We start from the raw sequence: 20,168 nt of genomic DNA, 5'->3' as shown, positions 1-20,168 counted from the left end.
TGGGGCGGGGCGTCATTTCGCCTTGCCCTTTCCGGTTGGCGCACCCGGCTTTTCCTTGAGGATCAGGTAACGATAGACGCCGATCGCGTTGATGATCAGCAGCGCGATATTCTGCCATCCGATGCCTTCGCTATCGGGTTGCAGAAAACCCCATGCGATCAGTGCAATGCTGCTCGTCACGAAGATAACGAATGCCCAGCCGGTCCAGCGCCGCCCGAGGTTGAGCGACACCACCAGCGCCGCGAGCGTCGCCGCGCCCGCGCCGTAATATTGCAGGACGGTCAGAAGCGTGTCGCTCACTGGCCGGTCGCTCCGAAAGCGAATTCGAGCTTCAGCCCGTCGGGATCGGCGAAGAAGACCGCATAATAGGTTGGCCCATAGCGGGGATAATCTGCGGGCGCATCGAGCACTTCTGCATCGATGTCGCGCAGCAAGACATGAAGCGCATCGACATCGTCCCGGCTCTCCGCGGTCCATGCAAGATGATGCAAACCCGGCGAATAGCGGTCATGCGTCCGCTTGGCTCCCTCGCCGCGGGCCTCGATAATGCCGATCGAATGAAAGGGTTCGCCTTCGCGATCCCAATCGCTGCCATGATCATGGTCCGCCGAACGCCGATAACCGAGAAAGCCGAGCACCGCGTCATAAAAGCGGCGCGACCGCTCCCTGTCGGTGACCGTCAGGTCGATATGATGGACAAGCCCGCGCACGCTCATGCCAACGCGCCGATCAGGGCAAGGATGCCGGCGCCGCTGAGCGCTGGCCACGCGATATGGCGGCCTTTGGTATAGGCGGCGTCGAACAGGCCCGTGGCAAGCCAGCTCAGGCCGATCACGATAAGGAGCTGCTTCGGCGTTCCGGGCCATGCGACCGCCGCCGCCGAAATCAGCATCAGCACCGCCGTGGCATGCCATGCGAACCGAAGGATGCGGCGCGTCAGCGCGTCGGACAGCGGGCCTTCGCGGCGCCGCAGCAACGGCACGATCAGGCGCCGATACCCCAAAACCGAATGAATTCCGGCCGTCGTCACCATGAAGGCGGCCGACAGCCAGAGCCAGATCACGCCCCCGCGCCGATCAGCTCGCGGCCGATCAGCATGCGGCGGATTTCGTTGGTGCCCGCGCCGATGTCGAGCAGCTTGGCGTCGCGCCAATAACGCTCGACCGGCCAGTCCTTGGTATAGCCCGCGCCGCCGAGGGCCTGGATAGCTTCGCCCGCGACCTTCACCGCATTTTCGCTGGCAAGCAGGATGCAGCCCGCGGCGTCGAAGCGCGTCGTCTGCCCCGCGTCGCACGCCTTGGCGACATTGTAGACATAGGAACGCGCCGACTGGAGCATGACATACATGTCGGCGACCTTTGCCTGCATCAGCTGGAACGATCCGATCGGCTTGCCGAACTGCTTGCGTTCGCGGACATAGGGAATGACGGTGTCGAGGCACGCCTGCATGATGCCGAGCTGGAGCCCCGCGAGCACGACGCGTTCATAATCGAGCCCCGACATCAGCACACCGACCCCGCCATTTTCGGGGCCCATGACCTGTTCTTCGGACACTTCGCAGTCAGCGAAGACGAGCTCGGCGGTCGGGGAGCCGCGCATGCCGACCTTGTCGATCTTTTGCCCGATCGAAAACCCCGGCATGTCCTTTTCGATCAGGAAGGCGGTGATGCCGCGCGAACCGGCTTCGGGGCTCGTCTTTGCATAGACGACGAGCGTGTCGGCGTGGGTCGCATTGGTGATCCAGAATTTGGTGCCGTTAAGGACATAGCCGCCCTGCACCTTGTCGGCCTTCAGCTTCATCGACACGACATCGCTGCCCGCGCCCGCCTCCGACATCGCGAGGCTGCCGACATGCTCGCCTGAAATCAGCTTCGGCAGATATTTGGCCTTTTGCTCGGCATTCCCCCAGCGGCGGATCTGGTTGACGCAGAGGTTCGAGTGCGCGCCATAGGAGAGGCCGATCGCGGCGCTGGCGCGGCTCACTTCCTCGACCGCGATCACATGTTCGAGATAGCCGAGGCCGAGGCCGCCGAACTCCTCCTCGACGGTGATGCCGTGCAGGCCGAGTTCGCCCATCTGCGTCCACAGCTCGTCGCGGGGGAACCAATCCTCCGCGTCGGCCTTGGCCGCGAGCGGGGCGATCTGTTCGTCGGCGAAGCGGGCGGTAGTTTCGCGGATCATGTCGGCGGTTTCACCGAGGGCGAAGTCGAAATCGGGGGTGGCGCGCATGGATTACCTGTCGATCGAGGGCCGGATGGTCCCGGGATAGTGCATCAAAATTCTAGCATATGGAAATTGAAAGCACTCGCGGTTTGGCATAAGTAAAATCTATGATAAAACGCGCGCATATCCGGCAATTCCTCGCGGTCGTCGATGCGGGCAGCTTTACACAGGCCGCCTCGCGCATCCGCGTCACCCAACCGGCGCTATCGGCTGGCGTCGCCGAGCTGGAACGACTTGTCGGGACGCCGCTGTTCCTGCGCAATCGCCGGCAGATCCGCCTGACCGAGGCGGGCGGGCGCTTTCTGCCGATCGCGCGCGATCTCGACCGGGGATTCCGCGCGGCGGACGGCTTCGGCCGCGAAAGCGACCGGCACGCGTCCGAGCTGAAGCTGGGCGTTATCCGGTCGGTGCCCGGCGAGTTGTTGCAGGCGATCGTCGCGGCGCTGCGGCCGAGTTTTGCAATCGAGATCGTCGAAAACAGCGATGCCGAGCTTCGCGCCGCGCTGGGCAGCGCGCGCATCCATATGGCGATTGCCGGGCTTCGGCCCGGCGAGCGCGGCCATCCCGTCACCCCGCTCTATGATGAACCGCTGACGATGTTCATCGCCGCCGACCATCCGCTCGTCGGCCGGATCGAGGTCACGCCCGATGAACTCGCGGCCGAAACGATGATCGCGCGCCGCTCGTGCGAATTTCTGGACGCGACGAGCCGATTCTTCACGCGCCACGGCGTGCGCCCGCGTTTTGCGCTGCGCAGCGAAAGCGACGAGCGATGCCTGCGGATGGTCGCCGCAGGCATCGGCATCACCACCGCGCCGGTGTCGCTGGCGATCGACGGAATTGTCCCGCTCAAGGTTGCGGGCTACGACTTTCGCCGCGAGCTGGGACTGATCGCCGATCCCGCCTGGGCCGCGCTGCCCGAAATCGCGCCGCGGCTGGCGCATGCGCGCGAGACGATCGGCGCGATTGCGGCCGAGTGGCGGCAGGCGAAGGTCGATGTCGCCACATAACGACCGGCCTCACAAGTCTGGCTTGCAGCGTCAAAAGGCCATACAGCTTGATCGCTTCATGGAGGGGCGGCAAGGGCGGGGCATGACCGATACGCTGACCCATCTCGACCGGCTGGAGGCCGAGAGCATCCATATCATGCGCGAAGTGATGGCCGACGCGGCCAAGCCCGTGATGCTGTACAGCGTGGGCAAGGACAGCGCCGTGATGCTGCATCTCGCGCGCAAGGCTTTCTATCCCTCGCCGCCGCCGTTTCCGCTGCTCCACGTCGATACGACGTGGAAGTTCCAGGCGATGTACGAGCTGCGCGACCGCATGGCCGCAGAAAGCGGCATGGAGCTGATCGTCTACCAGAACCCCGAAGCGAAGGCGCGCGGGATCAACCCCTTCGATCATGGCCCATTGCACACCGATATGTGGAAGACCGAAGGGCTGAAGCAGGCGCTCGATCTTCATGGCTTCGACGTCGCGTTTGGCGGCGCGCGGCGCGACGAGGAAAAGAGCCGCGCGAAGGAGCGTATCTTCTCTTTTCGTACTGCAACGCACGGCTGGGATCCGAAGAAGCAGCGGCCAGAGCTCTGGAACCTTTACAACGCCCGCAAGGCGAAAGGAGAGAGCATCCGGGTCTTCCCGATCTCGAACTGGACCGAGCTCGATATCTGGCAATATATCGCGCGCGAAAATATCCCGATCGTCCCGCTCTATTTCGCCGCCCCGCGCCCGACGGTCGAGCGCGACGGCCTGCTGCTGATGGTCGACGACGACCGCTTTCCGCTGAAGGAAGGCGAAGTGCCGGCCCTCCGCTCGGTGCGTTTCCGCACGCTCGGCTGCTATCCGCTCACAGGAGCCGTCGAGAGCGAGGCCAGGACGCTGTCCGAAGTCATTCAGGAGATGCTGCTGACGACGACCAGCGAACGGCAAGGCCGCATCATCGACAAGGATGGCGGCGATGCGTCGATGGAGAAGAAGAAGCAGGAGGGGTATTTCTGATGCCAAATTCCTCCGACACTCCTGTTTACGTGACCGACGCGATGATCGCCGAGGATATCGACGCCTATCTCGCGGGTCATGAGAAGAAGTCGCTGCTTCGGTTCATCACCTGCGGTTCGGTCGATGACGGCAAGTCGACGCTGATCGGGCGCCTGCTCTATGACTCGAAGATGATCTTCGAGGATCAGCTCGCCGCGCTCGAAGCCGACAGCAAGCGCGTGGGCACGCAGGGACAGGAGATCGACTTCGCGCTGCTCGTCGACGGCCTCGCCGCCGAGCGGGAGCAGGGGATCACGATCGACGTCGCGTACCGCTTTTTCACGACCGAAAAGCGCAAGTTCATCGTCGCCGACACGCCGGGGCACGAGCAATACACGCGCAACATGGTCACCGGCGCCTCGACCGCGGATCTTGCGGTCATACTGATCGACGCGCGCAAGGGCGTGCTGACACAGACACGTCGCCACAGCTTCCTCGCGCAACTGATCGGCATCAAGCATATCGTGCTCGCGGTGAACAAGATGGACCTTGTCGGCTATGACAAGGGCGTCTTTGAACGTATCCTGCTGAGCTATCGCGCTTTCGCGAGCGAGATCGGGATCACGAATTTTACCGCGATCCCCATCTCGGGCTTCAAGGGCGACAATATCACTGCGTTGTCGGAGAACACGCCCTGGTTCAAGGGGCCGGCGCTGATCGAGCATCTCGAGAATGTCGAGATCGGCGTTGCCGCTGACCAGACGAAACCGTTTCGGTTGCCGGTGCAATGGGTCAACCGCCCGAACCTGGACTTTCGCGGTTTCTCGGGGCAGCTCGCGAGCGGCAAGATCAAGCCCGGCGACGCCGTTCGCATATTGCCGAGTGGCAAGACGACGACGGTCGACCGGATCGTCACGCTCGACGGCGACCTCGATGAGGCCGTTGCGGGCCAGTCGGTGACGCTGACGCTCGCCGACGAAGTCGATTGTTCGCGCGGCGACGTGATCGCCGCTGCCGATGCCCCGCCAGAAGCCGCCGACCAGTTCGAGGCGACTTTGGTATGGATGGCCGACGAGGCGATGATCGCGGGCCGCGCCTATTGGCTGAAGCTTGCGACGCAGAGCGTTTCAGCGACGATCCAGCAGCCGAAGTATGAGATCAACGTCAACACGCTCGACCATCTCGCGGCGAAGACGCTCGAACTCAACGGCATTGGGGTCGTCGAACTGTCGACCGACAAGCCGATCACCTTCGAGGCCTATGGAGACAACCGCACGCTCGGCGGTTTCATCCTGATCGACAAGCTGACCAATGCGACCGTGGCCGCAGGCATGCTGCACTTCAGCCTGCGCCGCGCGCAGAATGTCCATTGGCAGGCGACCGACATCGACCGCGACATGCGCGCGAGCCTCAAGAACCAGCGGCCCGCGCTGCTCTGGTTCACCGGCCTGTCGGGGTCGGGTAAATCGACGATCGCGAACCTCGTCGAGAAGAAGCTGCACCGGATGAATCGCCACAGTTTCCTGCTCGACGGCGACAATGTCCGTCACGGGCTCAACCGCGATCTCGGCTTCACCGAGGCCGACCGGATCGAGAATATCCGCCGCGTCGGCGAGGTCGCCAAGCTGATGAGCGACGCGGGCCTGATTGTGATCACGGCCTTCATCTCGCCCTTTCGGGTCGAGCGCGAAATGGTACGTAGCATGCTGCCCGAGGGTGAATTCCTCGAAATCTTCATCGACACCCCGCTGGCGGAGGCGGAGAGGCGCGACGTCAAGGGCCTCTATAAAAAGGCGCGCGCCGGCCAGCTCAAGAATTTCACCGGCATCGACAGCCCCTACGAGGCGCCAGAGAACCCCGAAATTCGGATCGACACGACCGCAATGACGCCCGACGAAGCGGCCGACCTGATCATCGATCGCTTGCTGGGATAGATATGGCTGCGGGGGAAACGGACGAACAACTGGCCGAACGGCTGGCAACCGAGGCGGGGGCGATCCTGCTTGACCTGCGTGCGCGCGGCGACCTCGAAAGCAAGGCGCTAGGGAAGGCGGGTGACGAGCAGGCCAACGCTATGCTCTGCCGGGAAATCCGTGCTGCACGTCCTGCCGATGCGCTTCTTTCGGAGGAAGAGAAGGACAATGTCGCGCGCTGCGGACAGAGCCGCGTCTGGATCGTCGACCCGCTCGACGGCACCCGCGAATATGGTGAGGGCAGAGACGATTGGGCGGTCCATGTCGCGCTCGCCCTCGATGGCGTCGCAACCGTCGGCGCGGTCGCGCTGCCTGGGCTCGGCATCACGCTGACCTCGGGGGCCCCCGCCGCGCAGCAACCGGCAAACGAACCGCTGCGCATGCTCGTCAGCCGGACGCGCCCTGCGGCCGAAGCCGTTTTCGTAGCGGAGAAACTTGGCGCCGAGCTTGTTGCAATGGGCTCGGCAGGGGCCAAGGCGATGGCGGTCGTGCGCGGCGAGGCGGATATCTATCTCCACACCGGCGGCCAGTATGAATGGGACAATTGTGCGCCTGTCGCGGTGGCGCAGGCGGCCGGTTTGCACGTCAGCCGCGTGGATGGTTCGCCGATCCGTTATAACAATCCCGACACCTATCTTCCCGACCTGCTGATCTGCCGGAAAGGGCTTGCCGCCGAAGTGCTGCGCCTCGCCGCATTATATTCACCGGGCTGACGGGCAGGGCATTGCCAGCGGCGCGGCCGCGCCTTAATCCGTTGCATCGAAAAACCGAAAACGGGAGATGCGCTATGACCGACCTGCCTGAAACCAATCTTACCATGCTGACGCTTGTGAAGCCCGAAGGGCAGCTCGAAGTGTCGATCGAGCGCCGTCCGATGCCGACGCCGAAACCGCATGAGGTTTTGGTGAAGGTGCTCGCCGCGCCGATCAACCCGTCGGACCTCGGCCTGCTGTTCGGCGGCGCTGACATGTCGACCGCGCGAGCCTCGACGCGCGACGGGCTGCCCATGATTACCGCCGACGTGTCGCCTGCGGGCATGCGTGCGATGGCGGGGCGCATCGGCGAAGCGCTGGCGATCGGCAACGAAGGCTGCGGCACGGTCGTCGCGGCTGGTGATTCGCCCGAAGCGCAGGCGCTGCTTGGCAAGACCGTCGCACTGCTCGGCGGCGAAATGTACGCTGAATATCGCTGCCTCCCGGTCCAGATGGTGATGCAGTTACCCGACGGCACCGACCCCGCTGATGGCGCCTCCTGCTTCGTCAATCCGCTGACCAGCCTTGCCTTTACCGAGACGATGCGGATGGAGAAGCACAGCGCGATCGTCCACACCGCCGCCGCGTCGAACCTCGGCCAGATGCTCGTCAAGATTTGCGCGAAGGACGGCATTCCGCTGGTCAATATCGTGCGCAGCGCCGCGCAGGTCGAAATCCTGAAGGGCATCGGCGCGAAACATATCGTCAATAGCAGCGCCGATGATTTCATGGAGCGGCTGATCGACGCGATCGCCGAAACCGGCGCGACGCTCGGCTTTGACGCCACCGGCGGCGGCAAGCTCGCGGGCCAGATCCTGACCGCGATGGAAGCGGCGGCGGTGCGGACGATGACGACCTACAGCCGTTACGGCTCCGACACGTTCAAGCAGGTCTATATCTACGGCGCGCTTGACCTGTCGCCGACGACCTTTTCGGCGCGCAGCTTTGGCCTGACCTGGTCGCTCTCGGGTTTCCTCCTCACACCCTTCATGGCGAAGGCCGGACCGGAAGTTGTGGGGCGGATGCGCAAGCGCGTGGTCGACGAGCTGACGACGACGTTCAAGAGCCACTATAGCCACGAAGTCTCGCTGGCCGAGGCGCTGAATGTCGATACGGCGCAGGCGTATAATGCGAAGCGGACGGGCGAGAAATACCTGATCAAACCGCATGGGTGAGGATGGTCGAATCGGCCTTGGACGGTAATACCGCCCGTGATCCCCGGCGAAAGCCGGGGCCCAGTTAGGCCAAGTAGTCTTGGGCGCCGGCTTTCGCCGGGGTGCACGGGACCGATCGAACATCCGCTTCCACCAAACGGGTCTCGCCGCGTCGCCCCCTCAAAACTGGATCATGATTCGCCGCGCGAGCGCGGGCGATATGCTGTGCACCAGTTGCAGAAGCTTCACCATCCCGGCATTGACCTCGCTCTTGCCGGTTCGGATGCCGCGCACGATTTCGGCCGCGCAATCGTGCGCGCTCATCTTCTTGCCCGCGCGGCCCGCGGTCATGTTGGTTTCGACAACGGGCGGCAGCGCCTCGATCACCTGGACATTGCTGTCTTTGAGCAAGTGGCGGATCGCCTGCGTATAGCTGCGCAATCCCGCCTTGGTCGCGCAATAGACCGACCCGCCCGCACGAGGGGCGATCGCGAGGCCTGACGTGACGTTGACGATCGCGGCTTCGGGCTGCGCGCGAAGCGCGGGCAACAGCCGGGTGCAGAGCGCGATCGGCGCGTCGAGATTGGTGCGGATGCAATGCGCCGCATTGGCGAGTGTTTCGGGTCGGTCCAACTCATATTCGCTGCCGACGCCGGCGTTGTTGACGAGCAACGCGAGCGGCTTGCCCGCCACACCAGCGACGATGGCATCGACGCCCGACGGCGTGGATATGTCGCTCGTGATCGTCCCGAAGCCGAGCCCTGCCATCGCCTGCAATTTCTCGGTCGAGCGGCCCGTGACGATGACCTCGGCGCCCGCGCCCTGCAATTGCAGCGCGATCTCGCGCCCGATGCCGTCGCTACCGCCGGTGACCAGCGCGAGCTTTCCCTTGATATTCATGCGACCCCTCCCATGAGCTTTTACCTTGCGCACTATGGCGGCTCGCATCGCCATCGCCTACATGCAAAATCATGGCCCGCCCGAACGCTCCCGACCGATTCAACGAAGAAAAAGCGACCTATGTCATCCGCGGAGGAGAGGGGGAGGGCGACCAGCCCGACCTCGAGCGCGGCGCCGAGGCGATCCGCAGCGTCGTGCGCAAACTCCCCGCGCGGCCGGGCGTCTATCGAATGCTCGATGCACGCGGCGACGTGCTCTATGTCGGCAAGGCGCGGGCGCTCAAGAATCGCGTGACCAACTACACGCAAGTCGCGCGCCTGCCGCAGCGGCTGCAGCGCATGGTTTCACAGACGCGCGCGATGGAGATCGTCACGACGACGAGCGAGGCCGAGGCGCTGCTGCTCGAGGCGCAGCTGATCAAGCGCTATCGGCCACCCTATAATGTGCTGCTGCGCGACGACAAAAGCTTTCCCTTCATCCTGCTGCGCATGGATCACGACTTTCCACGCGTGCAGAAGCATCGGGGCGCGCGGCGCGCGAAAGGGCGCTATTACGGCCCCTTTGCGAGTGCGGGGTCGGTGAACCAGACGCTCAACGCGCTGCAAAAGACGTTCCTGCTGCGCAGCTGCACCGACAGCTTTTTCGCCAATCGCTCGCGCCCGTGCCTGCTCTACCAGATCAAGCGGTGCAGCGCGCCGTGCGTCGATCGCATCTCCAAGGAAGATTATGCGGGGCTGGTGAGCGACGCGCAGGATTTTCTAGAGGGGCGTTCGACCGCCGTGCAGAAACGGCTCGGCGACGCGATGACCAAGGCCGCCGACGCGATGGATTATGAGCAGGCGGCGGTGATCCGCGACCGGCTGAAATCGCTGACATTCATCCAGGGCAGCCAGTCGGTCCACGCTGACGGGCTGGGCGACGCCGATGTGTTCGCGCTGGCCGCGAAGGGCGGGCAGCTGTGCATCGCGGGTTTCTTCATCCGGGGCGGGCAGAATTGGGGGCACCGCAGCTTCTTCCCCGCGCATGTGTCGGGGGTGCCCGAGGCCGAGGTGATGGCGAGCTTCCTGATGCAATTTTACGAAGGCGTGCCGCCGCCGAAGCTTATCCTCGTCGATCGCGAGCCCGACGAATGCGCCCTGCTCGCCGAGGCGCTCAGCGAAAGCGGCAGCCGCAAGGTCGAGATCAGCGTGCCGCAGCGCGGCAACCGCCGGCGCCTGCTCGAACAGGCCGTGCGCAATGCCGGCGAGGAACTCGACCGGCGGCTCGCGGAGAGCAGCAGCCAGGGGAAGCTCGGGCGCGAACTTGCCGACCTGTTCGATCTCGAAAATCCGCCGCAGCGCATCGAGATCTACGACAACAGCCATATCCAGGGCACCAATGCGCTCGGTGCGATGGTCGTCGCGGGGCCCGAGGGCTGGATCAAGGGCGCCTATCGCAAGTTCAACATCAAGCGCGCCGAGACGATGCCGGGCGACGATTTCGCGATGATGCGCGAAGTGTTCCAGCGCCGCTTCGCGCGCGCGATCGAGGAGGATCCCGAGCGGACGAAGGGCGAATGGCCCGACCTCGTGCTGATCGACGGCGGCAAGGGGCAGGTGTCAGCGGCGGGCGCGGTGCTCGCCGAACTGGGCATCGACGATCTGACCTATGTGGGGGTCGCCAAGGGCCCCGACCGCAACGCCGGGCGCGAGACCTTCTACCATCCCGACGGGCGCGAATTCACGCTACCGCCGAACAATGCCGTGCTTTTCTATATCCAGCGGCTGCGCGACGAGGCGCACCGCTTCGCGATCGGCGCGCATCGGCAGAAACGCGCGAAGGCGATGGGCAGCTCGCCGCTCGACGAGGTGCCTGGGATCGGTCCGGCGCGCAAGAAGGCGCTGCTGATGCACTTCGGCACCGCGCGCGCGGTGCGCGGCGCGAGCCTCGAGGATCTGCAGAAGGCGCCGGGCATCAGCGCCGCGGTCGCGCAGGCGGTGCATGATTTCTATCATTCGGGACGATGAGGGAGAGACGGAGATGGATTTTGCAGCAGCCATGCCGCTGGCAGGGACGCTCGGCATCACGATCGACGAAGGCAGCAAGGAGCGTGTCGTGGGCAAGCTGCCCGTGCGGCCCGACATCTGCACCGCGGGCGGGATCGTCCATGGCGGTGCGATCATGGCCTTTGCCGACTGCCTCGGCGCGGTTGGGGCGTTCCTGACGTTGCCCGAAGGGGCGAGCGGCACGACGACGATCGAGAGCAAGACCAACTTCCTTGGCGCGGGCCCGGTGGGATCGGTGCTGGTCGGCGAAGCGACGCCGGTGAAGGTCGGCAAGCGGCTGTCGGTTTGGCAGACGCGCATCCGTACCGAGGATGGCGCCGACGTCGCACTGGTGACGCAGACGCAGATGGTGCTTTGGCCAGCCTGACCGCCGATGCCATCGTCTGCGCGGTGCGTGCGCATGGCGAGCATGGCGCGATCCTGCGCGCGCTGACGCACGAAGCCGGATTGATCGCAGGCTATGTGCGCGGCGGGCGGTCGCGGCGGCTCCGCCCGATCCTGATGCCGGGCAATCTCGTCGCGATCGAACTGCGCGCACGGACCGAGGAGCAGCTTGGGGGCGCGACGGTCGAGCTTCTGGAGAGCCGCGCGCCGCTGCTCGCCGAGCCGCTGGCGGCCGCCGCGATCGACTGGGTGACGTGCCTCACGGCGGCGACGCTGCCCGAAAACCAGCCTTATCCGGCGCTTTATTCGGTTCTGCTCGCGGTGCTCGATGCTATCGGCGTTGCCGCGTCGGCGCGCCAGTGGGCGCTTGCGTTGGGACGTTACGAGCTTCTTTTGCTCGCGGAGCTGGGCTTCGGCCTCGATCTCAGCGAATGTGTCGTGACGGGATCGACCGGGGATATTGCTTTCGTAAGTCCCAAATCGGGTGGCGCGGTCAGTGCCGCCGCCGCCGCCGGATATGAAAAACGCCTCCTTCGCCTTCCGCCGTTCATGCGGAACGACAATCCGGACGAACGCGTACCGGATCCGACGATGACCGACATTCTCGACTTCCTCGCGATCACCGGTCACTTCCTCGCCCGCGATGTCCTCGACGGGCGAAACCGCGACTTGCTCACCGTAAGGGAAAGATTGATCGACCGGCTGGGCAGGGCGGTTGCGTGACGCGCCGCCGCTGTCTAAGCGGCTGGCGAGACACGAAAGGGCGAGACGTTGAAAATCCTGCTGCTGGCTGGCGATGGTATCGGTCCGGAGATCATGGCGGAAGCCGAAAAGCTTCTCGCCGCGCTCGCGCTTCCCGTGACGCTCGATCGCGCGCTTGTCGGCGGTGCGGCCTATGAAGCGACCGGCCATCCGCTGCCGCCCGAAACGCTCGCGAAGGCCAAGGCGGCCGACGCCATCCTCTTCGGCGCGGTCGGCGACCCGCGTTTCGACAATGTCGAGCGCCATTTGCGTCCCGAACAGGCGATCCTCGGCCTGCGCGCCGAACTCGGGCTGTTCGCTAACCTGCGCCCGGCCAAGCTGTTCGCGGGGTTGGAAGACAGCTCGGCGCTGCGTCCCGAGGTCGCGTCGGCGATCGACCTCTTGATCGTCCGCGAACTCAACGGCGACGTCTATTTCGGCGAAAAGGGCACGCGCACGACGGCGAGCGGCGAGCGCGAAGGCTATGACATCATGTCCTATAGCGAAAGCGAGGTACGGCGCATCGCGCACGTCGCCTTCCGCGCGGCGCAGGGTCGGCAAAAGCGGCTCTGCTCGGTCGACAAGGCGAATGTGCTCGAAACCTCGCAGCTGTGGCGCGACGTCGTGATCGAGGTCGCGGCGGACTATCCCGATGTCGCGCTCAGCCATATGTATGTCGACAATGCCGCGATGCAGCTGGTGCGCAATCCCGGCCAGTTCGACGTGGTCGTGACCGGCAACCTGTTCGGCGATATCCTTTCCGACCAGGCATCGATGTGCGTCGGCTCGATCGGGCTGCTCGCCTCGGCCTCGCTGAGCGAGGGCAAACAGGGGCTATACGAACCGATCCACGGAAGCGCGCCCGATATCGCGGGTAAGGGTATCGCCAATCCGCTGGCGATGATCCTGTCGCTGGCGATGCTGCTGCGCCATTCGGGCGACGATGAGGCGAGCGCGGCGCGGATCGAGGCGGCCGTCGCCAAGATACTGGCCGATGGTGCGCGCGGCGCCGACCTCGGCGGAAACATGGGAACGGCGGCGCTCGGTGACGCGGTCGTGGCCGCATTGAACGGATAAGAGAATGAAGAAGACCACGGGTTTCGATCGCAGCAGGACGAAGAGCTGGCATCCGGCGACGCAGGCGGTGCGCGGTGGCACCTGGCGCAGCGAACATGGCGAAACGTCGGAGGCGCTCTTCCTGACCTCGGGCTACACCTATGACAGCGCAGAGGAAGTTGCGGCGCGCTTTGCCGGTGAAGCGCAGGGCATGACCTATTCTCGTCTCCAGAACCCCACCGTTTCGATGCTCGAAGAACGGATCGCGCTGATGGAAGGCGCCGAGGCGTGTCGCACGCAGGCGACGGGAATGGCGGCGATGACGACGGCGCTGCTGTGCCAGCTGTCGGTGGGCGACCACATCGTCGCGGCCAAGGCGGCGTTCGGCTCGTGCCGCTGGCTCGTTGACCATCTCTGCCCGCGTTTCGGGATCGAAACCACCGTCGTCGACGGGCGCGATAATGACGCGTGGGAAAAGGCGATCAAGCCGAACACCAAGGTCTTTTTCTTCGAGACCCCAGCCAACCCGACGATGGATATCGTCGATATGAAGCATGTCTGCGGCGTTGCGAAGGCGCACGGCATCACGACCGTCGTCGACAACGCCTTTGCGACCAGCGTGCTCCAGCGGCCGATGGATTTCGGCGCCGATGTCGTCGCCTATTCGGCGACCAAGCTGATGGAGGGGCAGGGCCGCGTGCTCGCCGGCGCCGTCTGCGGGACCGAGAAGTTCATCAACGACGTGCTGCTACCGTTCCAGCGCAACACCGGCCCCAACCTTTCGCCGTTCAATGCCTGGGTGGTGCTGAAGGGGCTCGAGACGCTCGACCTGCGCGCGCGGCGGCAATCCGAAAACGCCCTTGCGGTCGGCAAGTTCGTCGAAAGCCGCGTTCCACGCATCCTGCACCCCGGCCTCGCGAGCCATCCGCAGCATAATCTGGCGATGAGCCAGATGGAGGCATGTGGCCCGATCTTCTCCTTCGTGCTCGAAGGACGCGAACAGGCGATGGGTCTGCTCAACGCACTCGAACTCGTTGATATTTCGAACAACATCGGCGATTCCCGCAGCCTTTGCTGCCACCCGGCGTCGACCACCCACTATGGCGTCAGCGCCGAGGCGCGCGCCGACATGGGGGTGGTCGAAGGCATGCTGCGCATCAACATAGGCCTGGAAGATCCGCGCGACCTGATCGCCGATCTGGACCAGGCATTGACCCGCGTGGGGCTTTGAGCGAACTTGCCATGGAGATGATCGACTCCTTCTTCCCCTTTGCGGCGACCACCGGGTCGATCACCGTGCGCGTCGCGGTCAGCTACCTGCCCGAACAGTCGCACCCCGCGCTTGGCCGCTGGTTCTGGGCTTATCATGTCCGCGTCGAGAATCACGGCGACGACGCGGTGCAGCTGATCAGCCGCCATTGGCGCATCAGCGACGGGCGCGGCCAGGTCAGCGAGGTCGAGGGCGAGGGCGTCGTCGGCGAACAGCCGTTGATCGTGCCAGGTGGCGCCTACGATTATGTTTCGGGCTGTCCGCTGCCCACGCCCGAAGGATCGATGGTCGGCAGCTATGCGATGGAACTCGGCGACGGGTCGCAGATGCTTGTCGCGATCCCGCATTTTCCGCTTCAGGCGCCCGCGACGGCGTCATGAAGCGCACGCACCTGCCCCTCAACGCGCTCCGCGTCTTCGACGCCGCTGCCCGGCACCTGAGCTTCACGCGCGCCGCCGACGAACTGGCGGTGACCCCCGCCGCGGTCGGGCAGCAGATCCGTGCGCTGGAGGATATGCTCGGCGTCGTGCTGTTCCGCCGCACGCCCAAGGGGTTGGAGCTGACCGGTGAGGCCAATGCCGGCCTCGATGCGCTGCGTCAGGGCTTTTTGCAGTTCGAGGAATCGGTGCGCGCGATGCAGGCGGGACAATCGTCGCAGTCGCTGACGATCGCCGCGCCGCGCGACCTGACCGCCAAATGGCTCGCGCCGCGACTCGCGCGCTATAGCCAGCAGGCGCCCGACGTTCGCTTCACCCTGGTATCGGCCGACGGGGGGATCGACTTCACCGAAGCCAACCTAGACCTCGCGATCTTCTGGACCGACGGGGCGGGGGAGCATGAAGGCGTGGCGCTTTCCGACCCGCTCATGGTCACCGTCGCGGGCCCGGGAAGCGAGAGCGAGACGCGCATCGCATGGCCGGGCTGCCCCGCCGACGAGGGCGAACCGGCGCTGCGGCTCGGCGATGCCGGGCTTGCGATCGACGCCGCAGCGAACGGGCTGGGGCAGGCGAACGTTCCCGCGATGCTCGCCGAGGCCGACATCGCTGCGGGCCGCGTCCGCCTGGTGCGCGAAGCGTTTGCGGTCAAGCGCGGTTATTGGCTTGTCGCCCCCACCCCGCAATGGCGGCAGGCGAAGGTCAAGGCGCTCGTCGCCGCGCTGACGGCCTGATCACTTTGCCGCGAGCGCGAGCAACCGCGTGACCAGCCCGACCATCGTGTCGGTCGCCACCGCCGCGTCGGGGTTGTTCCAGCTCGCGGTTACCACGAACCATTTGCCGTCGGATTTGCGCTGCCCGAGCAGGCTCATCGATATCACTCCGAGTTCGGAGCCGCCCTTGTAGCCGAGATAGGACCAGGGTTCGGCGGGGCCCGCGCCGCCGACGCCATTGTTGATTGCCATCGCGGCAAGCGCGGTGTCCGAACCACGCGCCCGCAGGTCGATCATCGCGCGCGCAATGTCGTTCGGGCTGGCGAACCATTCGAGACTGTCGATGAAGCGCGGGCCGCCCGAAAAGCTGACGCCATCGACGTTGGACAGAATCAGCCGGTCAGCATTCCGGTTGATGAGCGCCCGTTGCGCCGTGTCGTCGCCGGCGACGAAGGCGGCGCGTTCGGCAGCGAAATTGTCGCCCTTGAGCGCGAAAGCCTCGACGGTGGTCAGGAAGGGAATATTGCGCGACGCGGCGCTGTGTCCGGCGGCGCGCATCCGCGCCTCGATCTTCTCGCGGCCGAGCAGGTGGATCAGCGTGTCGGTCGCACTGTTGTCGCTGACCGAAATCATCCAGTTGGCGAGGCTCTGCAAGGTAACGGGTGTGTCTTTCGGCCAGTTCGCGGTGCCGGCGGACGAAAAGCTCTGGTGCGATAGCGGCACGACATCCGACCATCGGCGCTTGCCCGCCGCGACCTGTGCCGCCAGCTCGTCGAGAATATAGAGTTTGAAGGTCGATCCGATCGCAAGTTGCGTATCGGCCCCAGCCGAGGCGAGCGGTTCGATCGCGTCGCCATCGAGTTCGGCGACGAGAAAACCGGTGCGGCCGGGCAAGGCGGCGATTTCGGCGGCGACCTTGTCGAAACTGTCGTTGGCGGCCGCGAAGTTGGTGATCCGCAGTCCAGTGACCCGCGCGTCGGTGCCGGGGCCAACTTCCAGAGCTATCGTCGCGACGCCTTTTTCGAAGCGGAGCAGGACCGTGCCCGCACGGCCATTGGCGGTCGTCGCCTTGTCGACCGACAGCGGCTGGCCATATTGCGCGACGAGGCTGGTGTTGATCGCCTTGAACTGCGCTTCGGGTATGGCGGTCTGGAAGCTCGGATCGAAATAGTCGGCAAAGGCGATGCGCGCCGTGAGCAGATCGATCAGCTGCGCCGCACGGCGATCGAAGGCAGTGTTGCTGGCGGCTGCCATTTCGGGCGACTGGGCCGCGTGCGCGGCCGCCGTCGGCATCGTCATCGTGGCGGCGCAGAGGGTCGCAAGCAGGGTCTTGTTCATCACCTATCTCCTTCGATGGTGCGCGCGCGATCGATCCGGGCGATTCGGGCGCGAAGCATGGCTGCGGCGCGGCGGTTGAGCATCCATATGCCGCCGAACACCAACAGCTGGAACGAAACGACGAGCAGGAAGACGAGCGAGCCGCCCATCCCGCTCGCCTTGGCCTGTCCCAGCAGGAAGACGAGCAGGCCGGGAATGAACGGCGCGAGATACCAGCGGCCGACGCGCGCGAGCATATGTTCCTCGCGCACCAGCCGGGCGCGGTAATAGCCGCTGATGTCCTTTGCCTCCGCGTCGGGATCGGGACGCGAGGTGCGGCGGGCGAGCTGCCACGCGACGACCAGCGCGCCGGCGATGACCAGCAGACTGCCGATCTTGATCAGCGGTTCGGTGAAGATCGCTGTGTAGAGGGCAAAGACGGCGACGACCAAAGCCGTGGCGATATATTCGCGTCGATTGCGACGGCGGATCGCGTCACCAAAGCGTCCCGCCTGACGCTTGATCTCGTCGAGCGCGAGCGGTTCGAAAGCCGGCTGGCTGCCATGCCAGAGGGCGTGAAGCTCCTTGTCTTCGGGAAAGTCGGTCATCTTGCATCTCCGGAGCCGGCGAAGCGGCGCGTCAGCATGGATTTGAAGCGATGGATCTTGGTCGCCACGCCATCGGGCGAAACCCCCGTGACTGCGCCGATCTCCGCCGCGGCAACGCCTTCGAGATAGAGGAGCAATATCTGTCGGTCGGGCGGGTCGAGCCGGTCGATGATCCCGAGGATCAACGCCATGGCGTGTTCGCTGTCGGCGCGAGCGAAGGGCGTGGCGTCGGCGTCGGCGTCGGCGATCTCGACATCCTCGATCGACGACCAGCCGCGCTGCGCGTGGCGCTTGTTCGCGAGCATATGCGACGTCGCGCGGTTGTGTGCGACCCGCCATACCCACGTGCTGAGCGAGCAGCGGCCGTCGAAGGTGGCGAAACTTTGCCACAGCGCGACCTGCAATTCCTGTTCGAGATCGCGCCGCAACTCGGTATCGGCTTCATAGCCGCGCGCAAGCCGGGCGAGCGCACCGCCGAAGCGATCAATCGCTTCCGCAAAAAGCCGATCCTGATCCCCCTCGGCCACTTCATTCTCCAATCTTTCGTGTCGCATGCCCTTTTAGTCGGCAGGGCCGCGACTTTCTGACGGAGGAGTGAAAACTTTTTTCGTCAGGCGTCGATCGCCGCCTCGTCAAGACTCGCCGCATTGGCCTGGATAAACTGGAAACGGTGCTCGGGATGCTTGCCCATCAGCCGGTCGACCAGATCCTTGACCAAGTGTCGCTCCTCATATTCCTGCGGCAGCGTGACGCGGAGCATCGAGCGCGTCGCGGGATCCATCGTCGTTTCCTTGAGCTGGTTCGGATTCATTTCGCCCAGGCCCTTGAAGCGCCCGACTTCGACCTTCTTGCCCTTGAATATCGTCGCTTCGAGTTCGGCGCGGTGCGCGTCGTCGCGGGCATAGGCCGACAGGCTGCCCGCCGTCAGGCGATAGAGCGGCGGCTGCGCCAAATAGACATGCCCGTTCCGCACGATGTCGGGCATTTCCTGGAAGAAGAAGGTCATCAGCAAGGTCGCGATATGCGCGCCGTCGACGTCGGCATCGGTCATGATCACGATCTTTTCATAGCGAAGGCGATCGGCGTCGCAATCCTTGCGCATCCCGCAGCCCAGCGCGAGCGCGAGGTCGGCGATTTCCTGATTGGCGCGGATCTTGTCGGCGCTGGCGCTCGCGACGTTCAATATCTTGCCGCGGATCGGCAGGATCGCCTGCGTCTTGCGGTCGCGCGCCTGCTTGGCGCTGCCGCCGGCGCTGTCGCCTTCGACGATAAATAATTCCGTGCCTTCGGGGCCGTCGTTCGCACAGTCGGTGAGCTTGCCGGGCAGACGCAGCTTGCGCCCGCTGGTGGCGGTCTTGCGTTTGACCTCGCGCTCGGCCTTGCGCTTCAGCCGCTCGTCCATCCGGTCGAGGACAAGGCCTAAAAGCGCGCGACCGCGGTCCATATTGTCGGACAGGAAATGGTCGAAATGGTCGCGCACGGCGTTCTCGGTGAGACGCGCCGCCTCGGGGCTCGATAGACGGTCCTTGGTCTGGCTCTGGAACTGCGGATCGCGGATGAAGACCGACAGCATCATCTCGCCGCCGTTGAACACGTCCTCGGCGGTGATCTGAGCGGCCTTTTTCTGCCCGATCAGCTCGCCGAACGCGCGGAGCCCCTTGGTGAGCGCGGCACGCAGCCCCGCTTCGTGCGTTCCGCCGGCGGGGGTGGGGATCGTGTTGCAATACCAGCTGTACGATCCATCGGACCAGAGCGGCCAGGCGATCGCCCATTCGGCGCGGCCCTGGTCGTTCGGAAAATCCTGTCGCCCGACGAAGGGCTCGGCAGTCGCGCATTCGCGCGTTCCGATCTGTTCTTTCAGATGATCGGCAAGGCCGCCCGGAAACTGGAAGACCGCTTCCGCCGGTGTATCGTCGCCGATCAGCTCGGAGGCGCATTTCCAGCGAATTTCGACGCCCGCGAACAGATAGGCCTTCGAGCGCGCCATGCGATACAGGCGCTGCGGCTTGAACCGGCCATGCTCGCCAAAGATCTCGGGGTCGGGGACGAAGGAGACGCTGGTGCCGCGACGGTTGGGTGTCGGGCCCAGTTCTTCGAGCCCGCCGAGCGGCGTGCCGCGCGAAAAGCTCTGGCGATAGAGCAGTTTGCTGCGCGCGACCTCGATGACCGTCTCGATCGACAGGGCATTGACGACACTGACGCCGACGCCGTGAAGGCCGCCCGACGTCGCATAGGCCTTGCCCTCGAACTTCCCGCCCGAATGGAGCATCGTCATGATGACCTCAAGCGCCGACTTGCCCGGGAATTTCGGGTGCGGATCGACCGGCATGCCGCGCCCGTTGTCGATGACGGTCAGCCGGTTGCCGACATCCAGCGTGATCTCGATACGCGTCGCGTGGCCCGCGACGGCCTCGTCCATGCTGTTGTCGATGACCTCGGCCGCAAGGTGATGGAGCGCACGTTCGTCGGTGCCGCCGATATACATGCCGGGACGCCGCCGGACGGGTTCGAGCCCCTCCAGCACCTCGATCTGCGAAGCGTTGTAGCTGTCGGTAGCGGGGCTCGCGGCGTCGAACAAATCGTGACTCATAGGATGGCTATAAGGGGCGGGGAAGGGCGCT

The 20,168-nt window shown here is 64.9% G+C and carries 21 protein-coding genes; 12 read left to right on the top strand and 9 right to left on the bottom strand.

Annotated elements, in window-relative coordinates:
• Window positions 1–12: 12 nt before the first annotated feature.
• From HDC29_RS09710 to HDC29_RS09695, 4 genes are read right to left on the bottom strand one after another with little or no spacing between them, the layout of a single operon-like run.
• A complete protein-coding gene (locus tag HDC29_RS09710; RefSeq protein ID WP_179496633.1) occupies window positions 13–300 on the bottom strand; it encodes a hypothetical protein in 288 nt (95 codons plus the stop codon).
• Window positions 297–716, bottom strand: coding sequence for a VOC family protein (locus tag HDC29_RS09705; protein ID WP_179496631.1), 420 nt, complete (start codon window positions 714–716; stop codon window positions 297–299). The genes HDC29_RS09710 and HDC29_RS09705 overlap by 4 nt, the downstream gene beginning before the upstream one ends.
• Window positions 713–1,063, bottom strand: coding sequence for a hypothetical protein (locus tag HDC29_RS09700; protein WP_179496629.1), 351 nt, complete (start codon window positions 1,061–1,063; stop codon window positions 713–715). Before HDC29_RS09700 ends, HDC29_RS09705 begins: the two co-directional genes overlap by 4 nt.
• Window positions 1,060–2,229, bottom strand: coding sequence for an isovaleryl-CoA dehydrogenase (locus tag HDC29_RS09695; protein WP_179496627.1), 1,170 nt, complete (start codon window positions 2,227–2,229; stop codon window positions 1,060–1,062). Before HDC29_RS09695 ends, HDC29_RS09700 begins: the two co-directional genes overlap by 4 nt.
• A gap of 101 nt (window positions 2,230–2,330) precedes the next feature.
• On the opposite strand from HDC29_RS09695, the gene HDC29_RS09690 reads away from it, so the two are divergent.
• The 5 genes from HDC29_RS09690 (at window position 2,331) to HDC29_RS09670 (ending at window position 8,100) form a co-directional block, all read left to right on the top strand.
• On the top strand, window positions 2,331–3,233 hold the full coding sequence (locus HDC29_RS09690) for a LysR family transcriptional regulator (RefSeq protein WP_179496625.1): 903 nt from the start codon (window positions 2,331–2,333) through the stop codon (window positions 3,231–3,233).
• Between the two features lie 58 nt (window positions 3,234–3,291).
• Entirely contained in the window at window positions 3,292–4,221 is a 930-nt protein-coding gene (cysD, locus tag HDC29_RS09685; RefSeq protein ID WP_257018137.1) for a sulfate adenylyltransferase subunit CysD, read from the top strand.
• Complete coding sequence (gene cysN / locus HDC29_RS09680; RefSeq protein WP_179496621.1) at window positions 4,221–6,134, top strand: sulfate adenylyltransferase subunit CysN; 1,914 nt, start codon at window positions 4,221–4,223, stop codon at window positions 6,132–6,134. Before cysD ends, cysN begins: the two co-directional genes overlap by 1 nt.
• A 2-nt stretch (window positions 6,135–6,136) precedes the next feature.
• On the top strand, window positions 6,137–6,886 hold the full coding sequence (locus HDC29_RS09675; protein WP_179496618.1) for a 3'(2'),5'-bisphosphate nucleotidase CysQ: 750 nt from the start codon (window positions 6,137–6,139) through the stop codon (window positions 6,884–6,886).
• Window positions 6,887–6,960: 74 nt separating this feature from the next.
• Complete coding sequence (locus tag HDC29_RS09670) at window positions 6,961–8,100, top strand: zinc-binding dehydrogenase (protein ID WP_179496616.1); 1,140 nt, start codon at window positions 6,961–6,963, stop codon at window positions 8,098–8,100.
• 159 nt (window positions 8,101–8,259) lie between these two features.
• Here HDC29_RS09670 and HDC29_RS09665 read toward each other — a convergent pair whose 3' ends face one another.
• Window positions 8,260–8,979: an SDR family oxidoreductase gene (locus HDC29_RS09665; protein WP_179496614.1), complete on the bottom strand. Its 720-nt coding sequence runs from the start codon at window positions 8,977–8,979 to the stop codon at window positions 8,260–8,262.
• 71 nt (window positions 8,980–9,050) lie between these two features.
• Between HDC29_RS09665 and uvrC the strand changes: the two genes are divergently transcribed.
• From uvrC to HDC29_RS09630, 7 genes are read left to right on the top strand one after another with little or no spacing between them, the layout of a single operon-like run.
• On the top strand, window positions 9,051–10,985 hold the full coding sequence (gene uvrC / locus HDC29_RS09660) for an excinuclease ABC subunit UvrC (RefSeq protein ID WP_179496612.1): 1,935 nt from the start codon (window positions 9,051–9,053) through the stop codon (window positions 10,983–10,985).
• Window positions 10,986–10,998: 13 nt separating this feature from the next.
• Window positions 10,999–11,391 (top strand): PaaI family thioesterase, encoded by a 393-nt coding sequence (locus HDC29_RS09655; RefSeq protein ID WP_179496610.1) that lies wholly within the window; start codon window positions 10,999–11,001, stop codon window positions 11,389–11,391.
• Complete coding sequence (recO, locus tag HDC29_RS09650) at window positions 11,379–12,131, top strand: DNA repair protein RecO (RefSeq protein ID WP_179496608.1); 753 nt, start codon at window positions 11,379–11,381, stop codon at window positions 12,129–12,131. Before HDC29_RS09655 ends, recO begins: the two co-directional genes overlap by 13 nt.
• A 48-nt stretch (window positions 12,132–12,179) precedes the next feature.
• Entirely contained in the window at window positions 12,180–13,226 is a 1,047-nt protein-coding gene (leuB, locus tag HDC29_RS09645; RefSeq protein WP_179496605.1) for a 3-isopropylmalate dehydrogenase, read from the top strand.
• 4 nt (window positions 13,227–13,230) lie between these two features.
• Entirely contained in the window at window positions 13,231–14,436 is a 1,206-nt protein-coding gene (locus tag HDC29_RS09640; protein ID WP_179496603.1) for a PLP-dependent aspartate aminotransferase family protein, read from the top strand.
• Between the two features lie 17 nt (window positions 14,437–14,453).
• On the top strand, window positions 14,454–14,855 hold the full coding sequence (gene apaG, locus HDC29_RS09635) for a Co2+/Mg2+ efflux protein ApaG (protein WP_179497422.1): 402 nt from the start codon (window positions 14,454–14,456) through the stop codon (window positions 14,853–14,855).
• Window positions 14,852–15,643 (top strand): LysR family transcriptional regulator, encoded by a 792-nt coding sequence (locus HDC29_RS09630; protein ID WP_179496601.1) that lies wholly within the window; start codon window positions 14,852–14,854, stop codon window positions 15,641–15,643. The genes apaG and HDC29_RS09630 overlap by 4 nt, the downstream gene beginning before the upstream one ends.
• On the opposite strand, the gene HDC29_RS09625 is transcribed toward HDC29_RS09630, so the two are convergent.
• The 4 genes from HDC29_RS09625 to parE all read right to left on the bottom strand — a co-directional run bounded on the left by HDC29_RS09625 (window position 15,644) and on the right by parE (window position 20,137).
• Window positions 15,644–16,960: a serine hydrolase gene (locus HDC29_RS09625; protein ID WP_179496600.1), complete on the bottom strand. Its 1,317-nt coding sequence runs from the start codon at window positions 16,958–16,960 to the stop codon at window positions 15,644–15,646.
• Window positions 16,960–17,547, bottom strand: a complete 588-nt coding sequence (locus HDC29_RS09620) for a hypothetical protein (RefSeq protein ID WP_179496598.1) — start codon at window positions 17,545–17,547, stop codon at window positions 16,960–16,962. The genes HDC29_RS09625 and HDC29_RS09620 overlap by 1 nt, the downstream gene beginning before the upstream one ends.
• The gene (locus tag HDC29_RS09615) at window positions 17,544–18,074 is read right to left on the bottom strand and encodes a sigma-70 family RNA polymerase sigma factor (RefSeq protein WP_218844316.1); all 531 of its coding nucleotides are present in this window, start codon (window positions 18,072–18,074) and stop codon (window positions 17,544–17,546) included. Before HDC29_RS09615 ends, HDC29_RS09620 begins: the two co-directional genes overlap by 4 nt.
• Before the next feature lie 83 nt (window positions 18,075–18,157).
• Entirely contained in the window at window positions 18,158–20,137 is a 1,980-nt protein-coding gene (gene parE, locus HDC29_RS09610; protein ID WP_179496594.1) for a DNA topoisomerase IV subunit B, read from the bottom strand.
• Window positions 20,138–20,168 lie beyond the last annotated feature (31 nt).

It is taken from the genome of Sphingopyxis sp. JAI108 (genome assembly GCF_013410105.1).
Taxonomy (GTDB): domain Bacteria; phylum Pseudomonadota; class Alphaproteobacteria; order Sphingomonadales; family Sphingomonadaceae; genus Sphingopyxis; species Sphingopyxis chilensis.
The sequence above is the reverse complement of the archived record's forward strand: the minus strand, read 5'-3'. Positions and strand labels throughout refer to the sequence as shown.

What these genes read in the sequence shown, in the direction of transcription:
- HDC29_RS09690 (WP_179496625.1), top strand. Translation starts at nt 2,331, where the DNA reads ATGATAAAACGCGCGCATATCCGGCAATTCCTCGCGGTCGTCGATGCG.
- HDC29_RS09675 (WP_179496618.1), top strand. Translation starts at nt 6,137, where the DNA reads ATGGCTGCGGGGGAAACGGACGAACAACTGGCCGAACGGCTGGCAACC.
- HDC29_RS09620 (WP_179496598.1), bottom strand. Translation starts at nt 17,547, where the DNA reads ATGACCGACTTTCCCGAAGACAAGGAGCTTCACGCCCTCTGGCATGGC.
- cysD (WP_257018137.1), top strand. Translation starts at nt 3,292, where the DNA reads ATGGAGGGGCGGCAAGGGCGGGGCATGACCGATACGCTGACCCATCTC.
- HDC29_RS09640 (WP_179496603.1), top strand. Translation starts at nt 13,231, where the DNA reads ATGAAGAAGACCACGGGTTTCGATCGCAGCAGGACGAAGAGCTGGCAT.
- uvrC (WP_179496612.1), top strand. Translation starts at nt 9,051, where the DNA reads ATGGCCCGCCCGAACGCTCCCGACCGATTCAACGAAGAAAAAGCGACC.
- cysN (WP_179496621.1), top strand. Translation starts at nt 4,221, where the DNA reads ATGCCAAATTCCTCCGACACTCCTGTTTACGTGACCGACGCGATGATC.
- HDC29_RS09695 (WP_179496627.1), bottom strand. Translation starts at nt 2,229, where the DNA reads ATGCGCGCCACCCCCGATTTCGACTTCGCCCTCGGTGAAACCGCCGAC.
- HDC29_RS09705 (WP_179496631.1), bottom strand. Translation starts at nt 716, where the DNA reads ATGAGCGTGCGCGGGCTTGTCCATCATATCGACCTGACGGTCACCGAC.
- HDC29_RS09655 (WP_179496610.1), top strand. Translation starts at nt 10,999, where the DNA reads ATGGATTTTGCAGCAGCCATGCCGCTGGCAGGGACGCTCGGCATCACG.
- HDC29_RS09625 (WP_179496600.1), bottom strand. Translation starts at nt 16,960, where the DNA reads ATGAACAAGACCCTGCTTGCGACCCTCTGCGCCGCCACGATGACGATG.
- HDC29_RS09670 (WP_179496616.1), top strand. Translation starts at nt 6,961, where the DNA reads ATGACCGACCTGCCTGAAACCAATCTTACCATGCTGACGCTTGTGAAG.
- HDC29_RS09665 (WP_179496614.1), bottom strand. Translation starts at nt 8,979, where the DNA reads ATGAATATCAAGGGAAAGCTCGCGCTGGTCACCGGCGGTAGCGACGGC.
- HDC29_RS09630 (WP_179496601.1), top strand. Translation starts at nt 14,852, where the DNA reads ATGAAGCGCACGCACCTGCCCCTCAACGCGCTCCGCGTCTTCGACGCC.
- apaG (WP_179497422.1), top strand. Translation starts at nt 14,454, where the DNA reads ATGATCGACTCCTTCTTCCCCTTTGCGGCGACCACCGGGTCGATCACC.
- parE (WP_179496594.1), bottom strand. Translation starts at nt 20,137, where the DNA reads ATGAGTCACGATTTGTTCGACGCCGCGAGCCCCGCTACCGACAGCTAC.